This is a genomic window from Caulobacter sp. GW821-FHT10C03, from assembly GCF_059415485.1.
Map to the genome: position 1 here is coordinate 104,106 of NZ_JBWKNI010000015.1, position 16,727 is coordinate 120,832.

Below are 16,727 nucleotides of genomic sequence, written 5' to 3' on the forward strand. Positions count from 1 at the left end.
CCTCGCGGACGGCCCCCTTCTGTCGTCTAGAGCCGTTTCACAGGATCAGTTCAGGTCCAGGCGGTCGGCGTTCATCACCTTGTTCCAGGCCGCCACGAAGTCCTTGACGAACTTGCCCTGCGCGTCGGCGCTGCCATAGACCTCGGCCAGGGCCCGAAGCTCGGCGTGGGAGCCGAAGATCAGGTCGACTCGGGTCGCGGTCCAGCGCGGCTGGCTGTCCTTGCGGCCGTGCCCGGCGAAGGCGTTGACCGCCGTCGGGCTCCAGGTCGTGCCCATGTCCAGCAGGTTGACGAAGAAGTCGTTCGTCAGCTGGCCCGGACGGTTGGTGAAGACCCCGGCCTTCGAGCCGCCGGCGTTGGCGCCCAGCACCCGCAGTCCACCGACCAGCGCCGTCAGCTCCGGTCCCGAAAGGCGCAGCAGCTGCGCCCGGTCGACCAGGGCCTCTTCCGGGGCCATGAACTGCTCGCCCGACCGCCGATAGTTGCGGAAGCCGTCCGAAAGCGGCTCCAGCGGGGCGAAGGAGTCGGCGTCGGTCTGCTCGGCGCTGGCGTCGCCGCGTCCCGGGGCGAACGGCACCTCGGTTGGCGTGCCGGCGTCCTTGGCGGCCTTCTCGACCGCCGCCGCGCCGCCCAGCACGATCAGGTCGGCCAGCGAGATCTTCTTGCCGCCCGAGCCGTCGAAGTCCTTCTTGATCCCTTCGAGCACGCCGAGAACCTTGGCCAGGACCGGCGGATCATTGACCTCCCAGTCCTTCTGCGGCGCCAGGCGGATGCGGGCGCCGTTGGCCCCGCCGCGCTTGTCCGAGCCCCGATAGGTCGAGGCCGAGGCCCAGGCCGTCGAGACCAGTTCGCCCACCGACAGGCCCGAGGCGAGGATCTTCTGCTTCAGCGCCGCGATGTCCGAAGCGTCGACCAGCGGATGGTCGGGCGCCGGGATCGGGTCCTGCCAGATCAGCGTCTCTTCCGGCACGAGCTTGCCGAGGTAGCGCGGCTTGGGGCCCATGTCGCGGTGGGTCAGCTTGAACCAGGCGCGGGCGAAGGCGTCGGCGAACTGGTCGGGGTTCTCCAGGAACCGGCGCGAGATCTTCTCGTATTCCGGGTCGAACCGCAGGGCCAGGTCCGTGGTCAGCATCCGCGGGACGTGGGTCTTGGACCCGTCGTAGGCGTCGGGGATGTCGGCCGGGGCGTCCTTGGCCCGCCATTGCTTGGCGCCGGCCGGGCTTTGGTGCAGCTCCCACTCGAACTTGAAGAGGTTCTCGAAGAAGTGGTTGCTCCACTTGGTCGGGGTCTGGGTCCAGATCACTTCCGGACCGCCGGTGATGGCGTCGGCGCCGATGCCGGTGCCGTGCTTGCTGGCCCAGCCCAACCCTTGCGCCTCGATCTCGCCGCCCTCGGGCTCGACGCCGACGAAGGACGGGTCGCCCGCGCCGTGGGTCTTGCCGAAGCTGTGGCCGCCGGCGATCAGGGCGACGGTCTCCTCGTCGTTCATGGCCATGCGGGCGAAGGTGTCGCGGATGTCGCGCGCCGCCGCCTTCGGGTCGGGATTGCCGTTCGGGCCTTCCGGATTGACGTAGATCAGGCCCATCTGCACCGCGCCCAGGGTCGGGTGCAGCTGCCGCTCGCCGCTGTAGCGCTCGTCGCCCAGCCAAGAGCCTTCGGGACCCCAGTAGAGCTCCTCGGGCTCCCATTGGTCGGCCCGGCCGCCGCCGAAGCCGAAGGTCTTGAAGCCCATCGACTCCAGCGCGACGTTGCCGACCAGCACGTAGAGGTCGGCCCAGGACAGCTTGGCGCCGTACTTCTGCTTGATCGGCCACAGCAGGCGCCGGGCCTTGTCCAGATTGGCGTTGTCCGGCCAGCTGTTGAGCGGCGCGAACCGCTGCTGGCCGCCGCCGGCCCCGCCGCGCCCGTCGGTGATCCGGTAGGTGCCGGCGCTGTGCCAGGCCAGGCGGATGAAGAGGCCGCCATAGTGCCCGAAGTCGGCCGGCCACCAGTCCTGGCTGTCGGTCATCAGGGCGTGCAGGTCGGCGACCACCGCGTCGAGGTCCAGGCTCTTGAAGGCCTCGGCGTAGTCGAAGGCCTCGCCCAGGGGATTGGACCGCGGCGAATGCTGATTGAGGCCTTCGAGGCGAAGGCTCTGGGGCCACCAGTCACGATTGCCGTGGCCGCGGCCGTGTCCGACGGGGCATTGGCCCTTCGCGCCGGTCTCGACATTCCCATCCATCGTCGCCTTCCTCCCTGGCTTATGTCTGCTGCTTGCCCCCGGCGCGTAGTCAACGCGCATCCGCCGATAGGTAAAATTGATTGTTCCTATCATCGCGATAGACGCCGCCAACCAGACCTCAGGTCCAGTTCGCATGATTGTTGCGATTAAATCGCAAGAGCATTGAGGCGCGGATTGGATTTACGCCGCGTCCGGAGCGAAATGCTCCGCGAGGAGGCTCAGAGCCAGATGGTGTTCGGACCGTCGATCGACGGCTCCAACGCCTCGCCTTGATAGAGCCGGGTCAGGGGCGTGGTGACGCGGTCGGTCGGGCCGGACTTGAACCTTGGGCCTCCAAAGGCGGCGATGGTCGCGTATTGCCGCTCCAGCGCGCGGCGGTCCTGGACCGCGACCGGGCGCACGAAGGCCATGATCGCCTGGCGTTTCAGCCAGGCCGGCGCGCGGCCCTTCGGCGTCGTCCAGCAGCCGAAGCCCCGAAAGCGGTCCTGCGTCTCCGGCACGAAGAAGGCCGTGGCGCACAGGGTCAGGCCGTCCTTCTTCTCCCAGCGCCCCTGGAACGTCACCGGCGGATAGTAGCGGCCGACGCTGCGCTGGCGATCGCCCTCCAGAAGCCGCGACATCCAACCCCGATCGGGCTCGTCCTGCTCGTAGACCACCTCGACGCCGTCAGCGTGCTGGATCACCGTCTGGCGTACGGCCTGCCGCTTGCCGCTGACCCGGATCAGGCCGTCGTGCACGAAGTTGGTGTGGAACGGGTCGAGGATGTTCTCCAGCGCGTCGAGGGCGCGGGCCTTCCACGGCGGCTGGCTCCACCAGAAATGATCGTGGTCGGGGTCGCCCAGCAGCGGCGGCAGCACGAGGTCCGGTTGCTCCGGATCCGGCTCCAGCCGCACGAACACCGCCCCGTGCCGCTCGACCAGCTCGATCCGCCGCGCGCTCAGGCGCTCGGCATTGATGTCCTCGCTGGTCCCGGGGATCTCCACGCAGCCGCCTGAACCGTCGAACTTCCAGCCGTGATAGGGGCAGCGGATCGCGCCATCGACTACCTTGCCGTCCGACAGCGGATAGTTGCGGTGCGGGCAGCGGTCCTCCAGCGCCGCGGCCTCGTCCTGAGCGTCGCGGAACAGCACCAGCGGCACGCCGGCCAACTGGCGCGCCAGGGGCTTTGCCGTCAGCTCGCCAGACAGACAAACGGGCAGCCAGGTTCGGGTCAGGCCGGGGGGGAAGGGCGTCATCCGGCGGCGATCCTTTCCAGGGTCGGGGTCAGGGCGTCGAGGGCCTTGGCCAGCAAGGCGTAGCCCGCCCGCCGCCAGGGGGGAAGATGGTCGTCGAACACCATCTGGTGCTCCAGCGCCGGCGTCGCGCCCCGGTGACGCTTGAAGGCCGCCGCGCCGGCCGAGCCGTTGACCGCCAGGCCCTGCTCGACCGCGTGCTGGACCGACAGCGCCATGGCGATCCGGAACAGGCCCTCGGTCTCGGGCCGCGTCCGGTCGTGGCCCAGCATCGGCGTGGCCAGTTCGCCGCCGCAGGTCTGGTCGGCGGCGAAGGCGACGATCTCGCCCGACGGCGCGCGCACCAGCGACAGGCGCAGCACCGCCGACGTGATGCCGGCCGCCAGCGCCGCCGCCGTGTAACGCGGATTGGCGCGGGAATATTTGGCGATATAGACGCCGGCATAGAGCGCCAGCAGCCGCTCGATCTCCTCCGGTGTCGGCCTGGCGTCGGTCTCGACCGTGAAGCCGCCGGCCGCCGTCAGAGCCAGGTCGCGCCGGACGTCGCGGCGCGGCGCCCATTGCCGCTCCGGATCGGGCAGGCGCCAGATCAGCCGGCTCAGCAGCCGCCGCCCGCCAGCCGCCTGCATCCGCGCCAGCAGGCCGGCGTGATCGACGGCGTTCAGGCTGCGCCAGACGATGGCCCGGCCGGGATAGGCCACACGCAGCGCCGTCAGCGCCTCGCCCAGTTCCGCGCCGTCCCAGCCGCCGTGCAGGCTGGTCGAGAACAGCAGGTGGTTCACATGGACGGCGTCGTCGGCTCGGGTGATCCGCAGCAGGCCCTCGGCCAGCCAGGACGCGGCCTTGGCCGCCAAGGCCTCGCCGCCCTTCAGTTCGCGATCGATCTCCTCGCGCAGCGTTCGTCCGTAGGTCACCGTCGGCGCGGTCAGCCAGCAGGCCTGCCGTCCTTCCGGGACGACCAGGGCCAGCGCCCGGTCGCGCAACTGCAGCGAAGCCAGGTGGAAGCGGGCGTTCTCCAGCGCGCCGTCGGGTCCCAGAGCGGCCAGGGCGCGGGCATAGGCGCCGACCGCCGGATCGCCCCAATCCAGCGCCGGATCGTCCACGGCCGCGACCCGCACCGCGCTCACGCCGGGTCTCCGTTCCACTCGATGTCGGCCGTCATGGCGGCGGCCAGCGTACGGCCGGTCGCCAGGGCCTTCAGGCCGAAGGCGGCGCTGTCGACCAGCGCCCCCAGCAGCGGCGCCCGGTCGCCCGGCGCGGTCAGCACGTCCCGGCCGTCGCGCCGCAGAGCGTTCCATTCGGTCAGACGTCGTTCCCGCAGCGCTGCCGGCAATCCCAGCAGCCACAGAGCCGGCGCGACGTGCAGCGGTGGCGGGGCGTCCGGCTCGACGAGCGGCCCGTCCGCCAGGAAGGCCCGGCCGAACGCCGCGCTGCGCTGGAACAGATGTACGCCGCTGGTCGCCCGCGGATTGCACTCCAGCAGCCACGGCAGCCCCTCGGCGTCGAGGATGATGTCGCAGGCGAACTGTCCGTCGCCGACGATCCGCTCGGCCAGCCGGGCGGCGAGGTCCCGCGGCACCGCGACGATCTCGGCCGGCGGCGCGACGAACGCGTAGCTGGCGCCGCCCCGATCGCGCCAGGCCGAGCCGTAGGCGGAAAACGCCGCCAGCCGTCCGCCTCGCGCCACGGCGTAGAACGAGACCTCGGTCCCGACCATGCAGGCCTGCGCCACCCACGGCCGCTCGGGCGAGATCGGCAGGGCCGCGACCTGCTCGGCTGTCGGCCGGATCAGGGCGTGGACGCCGAAGCGGGAATATTCCGGCTTGAACACCAGCTCGTCCGCCGGCGGCAGGCCGGCCAGATCGGCCGGGCCGGTTAGGCTCCAGGTCCGTGGAACCGGCAAGTCTTCGGAGACGCAGGCCTCCGCGAACAGCCGCTTGGAATGCAGCCTCCGCAGCGTCGAAAGCGACGGCGCGAACAGCGTCGCGGCCAGGGTCGGGCGTCGCTCGGCCAGCGCCGCCAGGTGGAACACCTCCTCGCAGGTCGGCACGACCAGGGTCGGTGTCAGCGTGTCGATCAGGTCCTCGACGTCGTGGGCGAAGGCCTCGGGCCGCGTCACCGGCGAGGCGTAGGCGTGCACCGCTTCGGGCGCCTTCGATAGCCGCGCCGCCCGTGACCGGCTGCAGTCGGCCATGCGCACGCGGGCGCCGGCCGCCCGGAAGGCGCGGGCCAGGTCCAGCGCCGCCGGGGCCCGCGCGCCGGTGATCAGGACCAGCGGCGCGCCGCTCACGCCCGCCACCGCACGCGCCGCCGCTTGGGCCGGGTCTCGACCTGGGCCGAGACTTCCGCCGCAACCGGCCAGCCCACGCCATGCGCCGCCAGCAGCGCCTCTATAGCCGCGCGGGCCGGCGCGACGTGCGCGACCTCTTCGACCAGCACCCGAACCCCGTCCGGCGAAGCCTCGGCCCGCCACGGCGCCAGCGGCGGCAACGCGGCCTCGAGCGCCGCTTCGATCTCGCGCGGAAAGATAATCGTCTCGCCCGCCCGCCAGACGTCGCCGACGCGCCCCTCCACCGGCCGGATCGCCAGCCGCGACGAGCCGCAGGGGCAGGGCGGGGCCGGCTCGATCAGGTCGTCCAGCCGCACCCGCACCATCGGCTGGGCCGTGCGGCGCAGGTCGGTGACGATGGGCCGAAAGCGCGTTCCGCCGGGCAGGGGATCGCGCTCGACGATCAGGTTCTCCTCGTTGAGGTGCAGGGTCCCCAGGCGGCACGGCGCGCCGAGGAAGCCCTCGGTGGCCTGGTAGAGCGGCGCGGGATGGCGGCCGAAGGTCCGGGCCAGAACCTCGCCCTCGCGCTCGCCCATCGGCTCGGCGCCGTAATAGAGGCCCTCCAGCCGATCCGCCCAGCCCTCCGTCTCGCCCAACCGCGCCAGTCCGGCCAGCACGTGCGGGGGGGCCACCAGATGGGTCGGCGCGAAGGCCCGCAGGGCGACGGCCTGGGCCTGCGGGGTCTCGTCCAGACCGATGAAGGCGAAGGCCGCGCCGGCGCCGCCGATATCCTCGTAGAGCCTGTTATTGGCCCGCAGGATCAGGGCGGCGCGGATCGGGGCCAGCAGCCGTGTCGGCGCGATCAGCTTGCCCAGCAGCGTCCCGACATAGTGGTCGCGCTCGGCCGGGGTGGTTAGGAACACCCCGCGCGCGCCCTCGCTGCCGGTCGAGAAGCCCGCCTGGGCGCCGCCGGGCAGGGCGACCTCGCGCCCATCCTCGGCCGCCTGCGCCGCAGCCAGGATCGAGGCCGTATCCAGCCCCAGGCTGTTCCAGGCCGAAAGGTCACCGCGCACCTGCGCCGGCTCGCGCACCGGAAAGTCTTCCACTGGACGCCCGGCCAGGGACGCCAGCGCCGGCGTGCGGGCCAGGGCCGGTGCGAGACGGCGCCAAAGCCGAGCCTGCCGCCGCTCCAGGGCCGCGCGGTCGCGCAACGACCGCTCGGCCAGCCGCGCGTCCAGATAGGCGGCGGCGATCCGGCCGGCGCGGGCCAGGCTCAAGGAGCCTCCGCGGTCGCCGCCGCCTCCCGGCAGTGCGACGGGGTCAGCACCACTTCGGGGGCCCGCGCGTGCAGGGCGTGCAGGTCCGCCAGGGTCGCGCGATAGCGGTCGGTGCGGCCCAGCAGGGCGGTCGTGAAGGCCGGGGGCGGGCGGTTCTCGCGGATCGCCTTCAGCGACCAGGCCGCGTCGCCGACGAAGAACCACAGTCGATCGTCACTCCCCCGCGCCGCCAGCCCCCAGTGGCCGGGGCAATGGCCGGGCAGCTCGACGGCGATCAGGCTGCCGTCGCCCAGCAGGTCGGCGCCGGTCTCGAACGGGGCGAGCCGGGCGGGCAGGGCGCGACGCGGCCGGTCCTCGAAGAACACCGCCCGCGCCTCGACATCGGCCGGCAACAGCCCCGCCAGCAGTCCCCGCCGCACGCCGGCGAACCGGCCCAGGCCCTGGATCTGCTTCAGTCCCGCGCGGGCGCATATGATCTTCGCCTTCGGAAAGGTTGGCAGACCCGCCACGTGGTCGCCGTGGAAGTGCGAGACGATCACCCCCTGGATGTCGTCCGGCGTCAGGCCGAAGCGCGCGATCTGGCGGGCTGCGGGCTCGTCCTCGCCCAGGGTCACGGGCGTGGCCAGGGCATAGAGCTTCTCGGGCCAGCGGCGGGTGGCGCGGAAGAAGGCCGGGTCGTAGCCGGTGTCCCATAGCAGCGGCCCCGCCGTCGGGTGCAGGATCAGGGCGGTCAGGGCCGGGAAGTCGACCGGGCACAGGCTGCCGCCGCGCAGGGCCGCGGCCTCCGGGTGCACGCAGGCGCCGGCCTTCAGCAGGTGGATTTCGCAGCGCACGGCGGTCATGCCCGCGATCCTTCGGCCCAGCGCCGGGCCAGTTCAAGGGCGGCGGCGCGGGCGTCGTGGCGGTGCGTCCAGCCGAGGTCACGGCGGGCGGCGGTCAGGTCGAAGGTCTGGGAGAAGGCCAGGGTCGCCGCGCCGTAGCGGGTGATCGGCGGCTCGGGCCGGCCGGGCAGCAGGGCCGCGACGCCCTCGGCCAGGGCGGCGCCGGCGAAGAGCAGCGGCCAGGGCGCCGACATCAGCTTCAGCGATCGTCCGGTCGCCGCCGCCAGGTCGAGGGCGAAATCCCGGACGCTGACCGCCGTCCCGCCCGAGATGTTGAACGCCCGTCCGCCGATCGCCGCGCGCCGCTGGTCGGCCAGCACCAGCGCCTGGACCGCGTCGCGCACGTCGGTCAGTTCCACGAGCGCCCGCCCGCCACGCGGCAGCGGCGCGCGGCCCCGAGCGACCAGCGCCAGCAGGCGCGGCAGCAGCACCTTGTCGTCCGGCCCCACCAAGGCTCTGGGACGCACAGAAACCGTGAAGAAGTCCGGACCGTTGGCCGCCAGCACCAGCCGCTCGGCCGCCAGCTTGGTGCGGGCGTAGGCGTTCATCGGCCGCGCGGCTGGCGCGTCGGCCTCGGTCAGGTTCAGCCGGTCGCGCGGTTCGGTGTAGATTGAGGGCGAGGAGACGAAGACCAGCCCCTCGCAGCCGGCGGCGCGGGCCGCGGCCAGCAGGTCGCGGGTCATGCCCACATTGGCCCGGTCGAAGGCCTCGTCCGGTCCCCAGGGGCTGGACAGGGCCGCCGCGTGGAACACCACGTCGATGTCCCGGCAAAGCTCGGCGGCCCGGCCCGGATCGGCGACCAGGTCGGCCTCCACCGTCTCGACGCCCATGGCCCGCAGCCGTCGCGCGGCCACGGCGTCGCGCCCCGTCGCGCGCACGGCGTAGCCTTGCGCCAGCAGGGCGGCGGTCAGGGCCAGGCCCAGCCCGCCCGTGGCGCCGGTGACGAGCGCCTGGCGCATCAGACCCGCAGGACCATCGCGCCGATGCTGATGCCGGCGGCCGTGCCGACCAGCAGCACGCTCGAGCCCGGCGTCAGCCGCCCGTCGCGCCAGGCGCTGTGCAGCGCCGTTGGAATGGAGGCGGCGATCTGGTTGCCGTGCTCGCCGAACACATCGACCACCCGGGCCGGATCCCCGCCGACCAGCTTGCGCAGGTGATCCAGGCCCGGCCGGCTGGCCTGGTGCGGCACGATCAGGTCGACGCCTTCGCGGTCGAGGCCGGCGTCCTCCAGCACCTTGTCGACCACCGGCGGCAGGCGCTTGGCGGCGGCCTTGAAGATGCCGAACGGGTCCATGTGGAACTTGGCGGCGTCCTCGAAGGCCTCCAGCCCGTCCTCCAGCCGCACGCGCGAGCCGCCGGCCTTCAGGGTGGCCAGGTCCCGGCCCTCGCCATAGCTCTCGAACCGGCGGGCCAGCAGGGCGGGACCGTCCGGGTCCTCGCCCGCCTCCAGGCAGGCCGCCGCCGCGCCGTCGCCGAAGATCGCGCTGGCCGTCGGCTGGCGCCAGTCCAGCCCCGCCGAGGCGATGTCGCTGGAGACCACCAGGGCCCGCCGCCAGCGCCTGGTGGCGAAGCCCATGGCCGCCACGTCCAGCGCCGCCAGGAACGACAGGCAGCTCTGGTTGACGTCGAAGGCGCTGATGCCCGAGCGGCCCAGGCCCAGGGCCTGCTGCACCAGGATCGATGTGCCAGGGATCGGCTGCTCCATCACCCCGCCGGCCCCGATCAGCACGTCGAACTCGCCATCGGCCCAGCCGGCCGCGGCCAGGGCGTCGCGCGCCGCCGCGGCCCCCATCATCGAGGCGGTCTCGTCGGGCGAGGCGAAGCGGCGCGAGGTCAGGCCGAACTGCGATTGGGTGAAGCCGGCCTCACGCCCGTAGCGGGCGTCCAGCTCGTCGGAGGCCAGGGCCTGTCGGGGTTCGTAGACGCCCAGGCCGCACAGCCGCAGCGGCGTGAAACCAGACATTACGCGACCCTTCCAAAGCGCTACAACAATCAACGCTTAGTCGCATGCACTCGCGTCCGCAACGCGGCGCAATGCTGGCGCGCAAACAAAAAGGCCTCGCTTTCGCGAGGCCTTTCCGTAATTCCGAAGTCGGAAGAAGCGCTTAGCCGCGCTTTTCGACGTCGATGTAGTCGCGCTGGGTCGAGCCCGTATAGAGCTGACGCGGACGACCGATCTTGCGGGTCGGATCCTCGAACATTTCCTTCCACTGGCTGATCCAGCCGACGGTGCGGGCCAGGGCGAACAGCACGGTGAACATGTTGGTCGGGAAGCCCATCGCTCGCAGGGTGATGCCCGAGTAGAAGTCGATGTTCGGGTACAGCTTGCGCTCGATGAAGAACGGATCGCTGAGCGCGATCTTTTCCAGCTCCATGGCCACTTCGAGCAGCGGGTCGTTGATGCCCAGCTGGCCGAGGACCTCGTGGCAGGTCTTCTGCATGACCTTCGCGCGCGGGTCGAAGTTCTTGTACACGCGGTGGCCGAAGCCCATCAGCTTGTGCTTGCGCGCCTTCACGCCCTCGATGAACTCGGGGATCTTGTCGACCGTGCCGATCTGCTCGAGCATCTCCAGGGCTTCCTGGTTGGCGCCGCCGTGCGACGGGCCCCACAGGCAGGCGATGCCGGCGGCGATGCAGGCGAACGGGTGAGCGCCCGACGAACCGGCCAGACGGACGGTCGAGGTCGAGGCGTTCTGCTCGTGGTCGGCGTGCAGGATGAAGATGCGGTCCATGGCGCGGGTCAGGACCGGGTTCGGCTTCCAGTCCTCGGCCGGGACCGAGAAGCACATGCGCAGGAAGTTTTCCGAGTACGACAGGTCGTTGCGCGGCGACACGAACGGCTGGCCGATCGTGTACTTGTAGGCGCGGGCGGCGATCGTCGGCATCTTGGCGATCAGGCGATGAGCGCTGATCTCACGCTCGCGGGCGTCGTCGACGTTCATGCTGTCGGCGTAGAAGGCCGACAGGGCGCCCACGGCGCCGGTCATGACGGCCATCGGGTGGGCGTCGCGACGGAAGCCTTCGAAGAACCGGTCGAACTGCGCGTGCAGCATCGTGTGGTAGGTGATGTTGTTCTCGAACTTGGCCAGTTCGGCGGCCGTCGGCAGTTCGCCGTTCAGCAGCAGGTGGCAGACTTCGAGGAACGACGACTTCTCGGCCAGCTGGTCGATCGGATAGCCGCGGTGCAGCAAAACGCCGGCGTCGCCGTCGATATAGGTGATCTTGCTCTCGCACGACGCGGTCGAGGTGAAGCCCGGATCGAAGGTGAAGTGGTCGCTTTCGCCATAGACCTTGCGGATGTCCAGAACGTCCGGACCCGTGCTGCCCTTGAGGATCGGCAGGTCGTAGCTCTTATCGCCGATCGTCAGCGTGGCTTTGTCGGTCATGCGAGAGACCCTTTCAATAATGGAACGATCAGTCCAGTTTTGTATTTCGCGGCTGCGTTATAGCGCCTCATGCGCGCGACGCCAGCGCGTCGTCAAGACGCCCCAGCGACTCGTCACGACCAAGGGCGGTCATGATCTTGTTCAGGTCGGGCGCCTGGGCCCCGCCGGTGAGGATTCCGCGCAGCGGCGGGCCGAACTTGCCGAAGCCGACAGCCTCCGATTCCGCGAACGATTTCAACAGCGTCTCCAGCTCCGAAACGCCCCAGGCCGGGGCGGCGGCCAACTGGTCACGAAGTCGTGCGAGGCGCGCGACCGTTTCCTCGGAAAGCTGCTTGGCGGTTTTTTCTTCGAGGACCAGCGGGCGCACCTTGAGCGCGAACGCCACGTGTTCACCCAACTCCAGGATGGTCTTGGCGCCTTCCTTGACCTGCGGAACGGCGCCGGCGATGCGGGCTTCGGCGTCGGCCGGCAGGTCGGTCCCGGCGGCGGTCAGGGCCTTCAGCGTCAGGGCGGTCAGGCGGGCGTCGTCGGCCTGGCGCAGGTGCTGGCCGTTGATGAAGTTCAGCTTGGCCCAGTCCAGGCGGGCAGGGGCCTTGACCACGTCCTTGATGTCGAACCAGCTGATCGCCTGTTCGTCGTTGAACACCTCGTCGTCGCCGTGGCCCCAGCCCAGGCGCGCCAGGTAGTTGCGCATGCCCTCGGGGATGTAGCCCATGTCGGCGAACTCGCCGACGGCTTGCGCGCCATGGCGCTTGCTGAGCTTGGCGCCGTCGGGGCCGTGAATCAGCGGGATGTGGCCGAAGGCCGGCACGGTCCAGCCATTGGCCTGGTAGATCAGGGTCTGGCGGGCGGCGTTGTTCAGGTGGTCGTCGCCGCGGATCACGTGGGTGACGCCCATGTCGTGGTCGTCGACCACCACGGCCAGGTTGTAGGTCGGGGCGCCGTCAGCGCGCAGCAGGACCAGGTCGTCCAGGTCGGCGTTGTTGAAGGTCACCGGACCCTTGACCTGATCGTCGACCAGGGTCGTGCCCTCGGTCGGTCCCTTGAAACGGATGACGTGCGGCAGGGTGGGATCGTTGGGCGGCGGGGCGTCGCGCCAGGGCGAGCGCAGGGCCGGCCCGCCGGCTCGGGCCAGTTCGCGCGCGGCGGCCAGCTCCTCGACGGTCATCCAGCAGCGATAGGCGCGGCCGGCCGCCAGCATCTCCTCGACGACGGCCCGATGGCGGTCGGCGCGGCTGTACTGGAAGACGACTTCCTCGTCGGACTTCATGCCCAGCCAGTCGAGGCCTTCGAAGATCGCGGCCACGGCCGCTTCGGTCGAACGCTCGCGGTCGGTGTCCTCGACGCGAATAAGGAACTTCCCACCCGTATGGCGTGCATATAACCAGTTGAACAGCGCCGTTCGGGCGCCGCCGATATGCAGGAAGCCGGTCGGCGACGGGGCGAAGCGGGTGACGACGCCGCTGGGGGCGGGGGAGGAACTGGACATAGGCTTCGAAGCTGACGGTCTGGAGGCCGCGGGGGCGGCGGGAGGCTCGGCGGCTGCGCGCGACGCAGGCGCCGGCCGCTGGGCGGCGCGTCTTAGCACGGCCGTTCGAAGGTGTCCTAGTCCCGCAGCGCTCGCTTCACAGGCGATCGATGAGGCAAGGCTCAACGCGGGCCGCTGGATGCTGTGGGCGCCGGTCGCCTTCGGCCTGGGCGCGGCCGGCTATCTGGAGCTGAAGGTCGAGCCTTCGTGGTCGCTGCTGGCCCTGGTCGCGCTCGCCTTGGCCGTGCTCGCCATCTGGAGCCGGGGTTGGCCACGCTGGAGCGGCCTGGCGATTCCCTTGACCCTGGCCGCCTTCGCCGCCAGCGGAGCCTTGGCCGGAAAGGTCCGCTGCGACCGGGTCGCCGCGCCGGTCATGCCGGTCGAGCGGAGCGTGCGGGTCATCGACGGCTTCGTCGTCGATGTGGTCTCGCCCGGCGCCGCCGGACCGCGCCTGCTGGTCGCGCCGGTGTCGATCTCACGGCTGTCGCCAGAAGCGACGCCCACCCGAATCCGGGTCAGCCTGGCCGAAGGCGAGGTCGCGCCGCCGCCCGGTTCTGCCCTGCGCCTGAAGGCCATGCTGTCGGCCCCGCCGCCGCCGGCCGCGCCCGGTGCCTACGACTTCGCCCGCGACGCCTGGTTCAACGGCGTGGGCGGCGTCGGCTTCGTGGTCGGCCAGATCGAGGAGACCGCGCTCGACCCGCCGCCCTGGCGGCTGCGCCTCTCCATGGCGGTCAACGCCGTGCGCTGGGATCTCGCCTCCCGCATCGTCGAGCGGCTGGGACCGGAGAGCGGCGGCATCGCCGCGGCCATGGTCACTGGCCACGAGGCCTGGGTGACGCCGGAGCAGACCGAGGCCATGCGCGCCTCGGGCCTGGCCCACATCCTCTCCATATCCGGCCTGCACATGGCCATCGTCGGCGGCTTCGTGTTCGCGGCCGTCCGTCTGCTGATCGCCGCCTGGCCGTGGGTCGCCCTGCGGGTCTCGGGCAAGAAGATCGCCGCCGTCGCCGGTCTCGCGGCCGTCGGCGCCTACCTGATCATCTCCGGCGCGCCGCCGCCGGCCCTGCGCGCGGCGATCACGGCCGCCGTGGCCTTCCTGGCGATCCTGGCCGACCGCCAGGCTGTCAGCCTGCACGGCCTGGCCCTGGCGGCCCTGATCATCCTGGTCGCCCAGCCCGAGTCGGCCGGGGCGCCCGGCTTCCAGATGTCGTTCGCCGCCACCGCCGCCCTGGTCGCCTTGGCCGAGGCCTGGCCGCGCCAGGCGCGTGAGATCTCCGTGCCCTGGCCGATCCGCTTCACCCAGGCGGCCATGGGCTGGATCGCCATCAGCGTCGGCGCCAGCTTCGTGGCCGGCATGGCCACCGGTCCGTTCGCCATGCAGCACTTCAACCGCGTCGCCGTCTGGGGGCTGCCGGCCAACCTGGCGGTCTCGCCGCTGTCGTCCTTCGTGATCATGCCGTTTCTGGCGGTCGGCGCCGTGCTGGAGCCGCTGGGCCTGGGCGCGCCGTTCCTGGCCGTGGCCGGTTGGGGCATCGACGCCATGACCGCCATCGCCCGCTGGTTCGCCAGCGCCCACGGCGCCCAGCAGGTTGTCGCCAGCGGCCCGCCCTTCACCCTGGCCCTGTCGTTCCTGGGCATCATGCTGCTTTGCCTGTGGAAGGGCCGGCTGCGCTGGCTGGGCGCGCCGCTGGCCCTGGCCGTCGCCCTCTGGCCGCGTCCGGCGCCGCCCGACCTGTGGATTTCCGCCGACGGCGCCACGGCCGCCGCGCGCCGGGGCGGGGAGGCGGTGCTGTTGCGCCCCGACGCCCGCCGCTTCGGCGCCGATCTCTGGGCCCGCCGCCGGGGTCTGACGCCCGTCGCCGGCAAGGACTTCGCCTGCGACCGCGTCTCCTGCGCGCCGCTCGCGTCGGCCCCGGTCGCCGCCAGCCTGTCCTGGACCCGCCGCGCGCCCGACTTCGCTGGTTTGCAGCGCCTTTGCGCCGGGGCGCAGGTGGTGGTGCTGCGCGGACACCGTCCCGCCGTCCTGCCGGCGGCCTGTCACGACGCCGTCGTGCTGGCGGGCGAGGATTTCGCGGCCGGCGGTTCGGCCGAGCTCTGGCGCCGCCGCGACGGCTGGTGGATCGTCTGGGCCCAGCCCCTGCGCGGCGCGCGACCCTGGGTGGCGACTGCTGACAGGAATGCGCAAGAACCGGGCGGATAGTCGCGGCCGGCGGCCGTAAGGACTCGCGCCCCGTACTGAAGGAAGACCCGATGACCGACGCCGCTGAGTTCGCCGCCAAGTTCGCCGCCCGCCGCGCCGCCTTCCGCGCTCTGCACGCCGACGGCTTCTTCGCCCTGCCCAATCCGTGGGACGCCGGCGGCGCGGTCCGGCTCCAGAAGCTCGGCTTCAAGGCCCTGGCCTCGACCAGCGCCGGCATGGCCTGGTCCTGGGGCCGCGCCGACGGCGAGGTCACGGTCGACGAGGTGCTGGAGCACCTGCGCGGGCTGGTCGCGGCCACCGACCTGCCGGTCAACGCCGACTTCGAGGCCGGCTTCGCCGACACCCCCGAAGGCGTCGCCGCCAATGTCGCCCGCGCCGTCGAGACCGGCGTCGCCGGCCTCTCGATCGAGGACCGCACAGGCAAGGACCTCTACGAGCTGCCCGAGGCCGTCGCCCGCATCGCCGCCGCCCGCGCCGCCATCGACGCCTCGGGCCAGGACGTGATCCTGGTTGGCCGCACCGAAGGCTTCCTGATCGGCCGCGACGACCTCGCCCCGACCATCGAGCGCCTGGTCGCCTATGCCGAGGCCGGCGCCGACTGCCTCTACGCGCCGGGCGTGACGAAGTACGACGACATCGCCGCCATCGTCGCGGCCGTGGCGCCCAAGCCGGTCAACGTGCTGCTGTGGGGGCCGGACATGAAGCTCGCCGACCTGCCGGGCCTGGGCGTGCGCCGCGCCAGCACCGGCGCGGCCCTGGCCGCGGCGGCCTGGGCCGGCTTCGACGCGGCGGCGAAAGCGCTGGCGGTCTAGAGGTCCAGCGACCAGGTCTGGTCGATCAGGTCGTGGCCGAACTGGCGGCCGGGCGCCTCGTGGGTCAGGGTGAAGCCGGCCTGCTCGTAGAGCCGGCGCGCGGCGGTCAGGACGCTGACGGTCCAGAGGTCCAGCCGCTGGTAGCCCAGCGCCCGGGCGCGTTCGACGCAGGTCTCGACCAGCCGCCGGCCGACGCCCAGGCCTCGGGCCTGCGCCTCCACATAGAGCAGCCGCAGCTTGGCCACGCCCGGCGCATCGCCGCGCACCAGGAAGATCGAGCCGACCATCCGGCCGCTGGCCTGCGCGATCCAGGCGTCGTCCCGGGCGGGATCGAAGTTGTGGTGGAAGTCGGCCAGGATGCCGGCCACCAGCGCCTCGTAGTCACCGTTCCAGCCGTATTCGCTGGCGTAGAGCACCGCCTGGCGCGAGGCGACCAGGCCCAGGTCGCCGGGGCGCAAGGCCCGCAGCACGACCTCGGGCGGACCGCCCTCGAACACCTCGTTGATCGCGCCGGCCGCCTCGAGCAGGCGCGCCCGCTGCAGCGGATGCAGCCCCTTGATCAGGGCGCCGACGCTGGCGCGGGTGTTGGCTTCGAGAGCGGCGAAGGTCGCGCGGCCTTCATCGGTCAGGCTCAGCAACTGGTGGCGGCCGTGCGCCGGGTTCTCGCGCGCCGTGACCAGGCCCCGTTCGGAAAAGCGCTTGATCGTACGGCTGACCTGGGCCGGATCCAGCCGCAGGGCGCGGGCGATGTCGGCGGCCATCGCGTCGGTCCGGTTGGCCAGCTCGTAGAGAACCCGCGCTTCGCTCAACGTGAAAGGGCTGCCGTCATAGCTGGCGTCCAGCAGGCCCAGGCGGCTGGTGTAGACGCGGTTGAAGGCGCGCAGGGTGGCGACGTCGGTGTCGTGGCGATCGGTCATGCGGC

At 71.8% G+C, this 16,727-nt stretch carries 13 protein-coding genes; 2 read left to right on the top strand and 11 right to left on the bottom strand.

Features of this window, described 5'->3' with window-relative positions:
* Nucleotides 1-45: 45 nt before the first annotated feature.
* The 10 genes from katG to gltX form a co-directional block, all read right to left on the bottom strand.
* Nucleotides 46-2,280, bottom strand: a complete 2,235-nt coding sequence (katG, locus tag AC07NG_RS18600; RefSeq protein WP_494595578.1) for a catalase/peroxidase HPI — start codon at nucleotides 2,278-2,280, stop codon at nucleotides 46-48.
* A 158-nt stretch (nucleotides 2,281-2,438) separates the two neighbouring features.
* A complete protein-coding gene (locus AC07NG_RS18605) occupies nucleotides 2,439-3,455 on the bottom strand; it encodes a Rieske 2Fe-2S domain-containing protein (RefSeq protein ID WP_494595580.1) in 1,017 nt (338 codons plus the stop codon).
* Nucleotides 3,452-4,579 carry a hypothetical protein gene (locus AC07NG_RS18610; RefSeq protein ID WP_494595581.1) on the bottom strand — a complete coding sequence of 376 codons (1,128 nt, stop codon included), beginning with the start codon at nucleotides 4,577-4,579 and terminating at the stop codon, nucleotides 3,452-3,454. The genes AC07NG_RS18605 and AC07NG_RS18610 overlap by 4 nt, the downstream gene beginning before the upstream one ends.
* Nucleotides 4,576-5,751, bottom strand: a complete 1,176-nt coding sequence (locus AC07NG_RS18615; RefSeq protein ID WP_494595582.1) for an ATP-grasp domain-containing protein — start codon at nucleotides 5,749-5,751, stop codon at nucleotides 4,576-4,578. Before AC07NG_RS18615 ends, AC07NG_RS18610 begins: the two co-directional genes overlap by 4 nt.
* The gene (locus AC07NG_RS18620) at nucleotides 5,739-6,998 is read right to left on the bottom strand and encodes a cell division protein FtsA (RefSeq protein WP_494595584.1); all 1,260 of its coding nucleotides are present in this window, start codon (nucleotides 6,996-6,998) and stop codon (nucleotides 5,739-5,741) included. Before AC07NG_RS18620 ends, AC07NG_RS18615 begins: the two co-directional genes overlap by 13 nt.
* The gene (locus tag AC07NG_RS18625; RefSeq protein WP_494595586.1) at nucleotides 6,995-7,840 is read right to left on the bottom strand and encodes an MBL fold metallo-hydrolase; all 846 of its coding nucleotides are present in this window, start codon (nucleotides 7,838-7,840) and stop codon (nucleotides 6,995-6,997) included. The genes AC07NG_RS18620 and AC07NG_RS18625 overlap by 4 nt, the downstream gene beginning before the upstream one ends.
* Nucleotides 7,837-8,838 (bottom strand): NAD-dependent epimerase/dehydratase family protein, encoded by a 1,002-nt coding sequence (locus tag AC07NG_RS18630; RefSeq protein WP_494595587.1) that lies wholly within the window; start codon nucleotides 8,836-8,838, stop codon nucleotides 7,837-7,839. The genes AC07NG_RS18625 and AC07NG_RS18630 overlap by 4 nt, the downstream gene beginning before the upstream one ends.
* Nucleotides 8,838-9,842, bottom strand: a complete 1,005-nt coding sequence (locus tag AC07NG_RS18635) for a 3-oxoacyl-[acyl-carrier-protein] synthase III C-terminal domain-containing protein (RefSeq protein WP_492856115.1) — start codon at nucleotides 9,840-9,842, stop codon at nucleotides 8,838-8,840. The genes AC07NG_RS18630 and AC07NG_RS18635 overlap by 1 nt, the downstream gene beginning before the upstream one ends.
* Nucleotides 9,843-9,984: 142 nt before the next feature.
* A complete protein-coding gene (gene gltA / locus AC07NG_RS18640; RefSeq protein ID WP_109102818.1) occupies nucleotides 9,985-11,265 on the bottom strand; it encodes a citrate synthase in 1,281 nt (426 codons plus the stop codon).
* Between the two features lie 67 nt (nucleotides 11,266-11,332).
* Nucleotides 11,333-12,754 (bottom strand): glutamate--tRNA ligase, encoded by a 1,422-nt coding sequence (gene gltX / locus AC07NG_RS18645; RefSeq protein ID WP_492856114.1) that lies wholly within the window; start codon nucleotides 12,752-12,754, stop codon nucleotides 11,333-11,335.
* A 178-nt stretch (nucleotides 12,755-12,932) separates the two neighbouring features.
* On the opposite strand from gltX, the gene AC07NG_RS18650 reads away from it, so the two are divergent.
* Nucleotides 12,933-14,993: a ComEC/Rec2 family competence protein gene (locus AC07NG_RS18650; protein ID WP_494595591.1), complete on the top strand. Its 2,061-nt coding sequence runs from the start codon at nucleotides 12,933-12,935 to the stop codon at nucleotides 14,991-14,993.
* 50 nt (nucleotides 14,994-15,043) lie between these two features.
* Nucleotides 15,044-15,805: an isocitrate lyase/PEP mutase family protein gene (locus AC07NG_RS18655; RefSeq protein WP_494595593.1), complete on the top strand. Its 762-nt coding sequence runs from the start codon at nucleotides 15,044-15,046 to the stop codon at nucleotides 15,803-15,805.
* Here AC07NG_RS18655 and AC07NG_RS18660 read toward each other — a convergent pair.
* Nucleotides 15,802-16,722 carry a bifunctional helix-turn-helix transcriptional regulator/GNAT family N-acetyltransferase gene (locus tag AC07NG_RS18660; RefSeq protein ID WP_494595595.1) on the bottom strand — a complete coding sequence of 307 codons (921 nt, stop codon included), beginning with the start codon at nucleotides 16,720-16,722 and terminating at the stop codon, nucleotides 15,802-15,804. The two genes, AC07NG_RS18655 and AC07NG_RS18660, sit on opposite strands and share 4 nt — an antisense overlap.
* Between the last annotated feature and the right edge of the window lie 5 nt (nucleotides 16,723-16,727).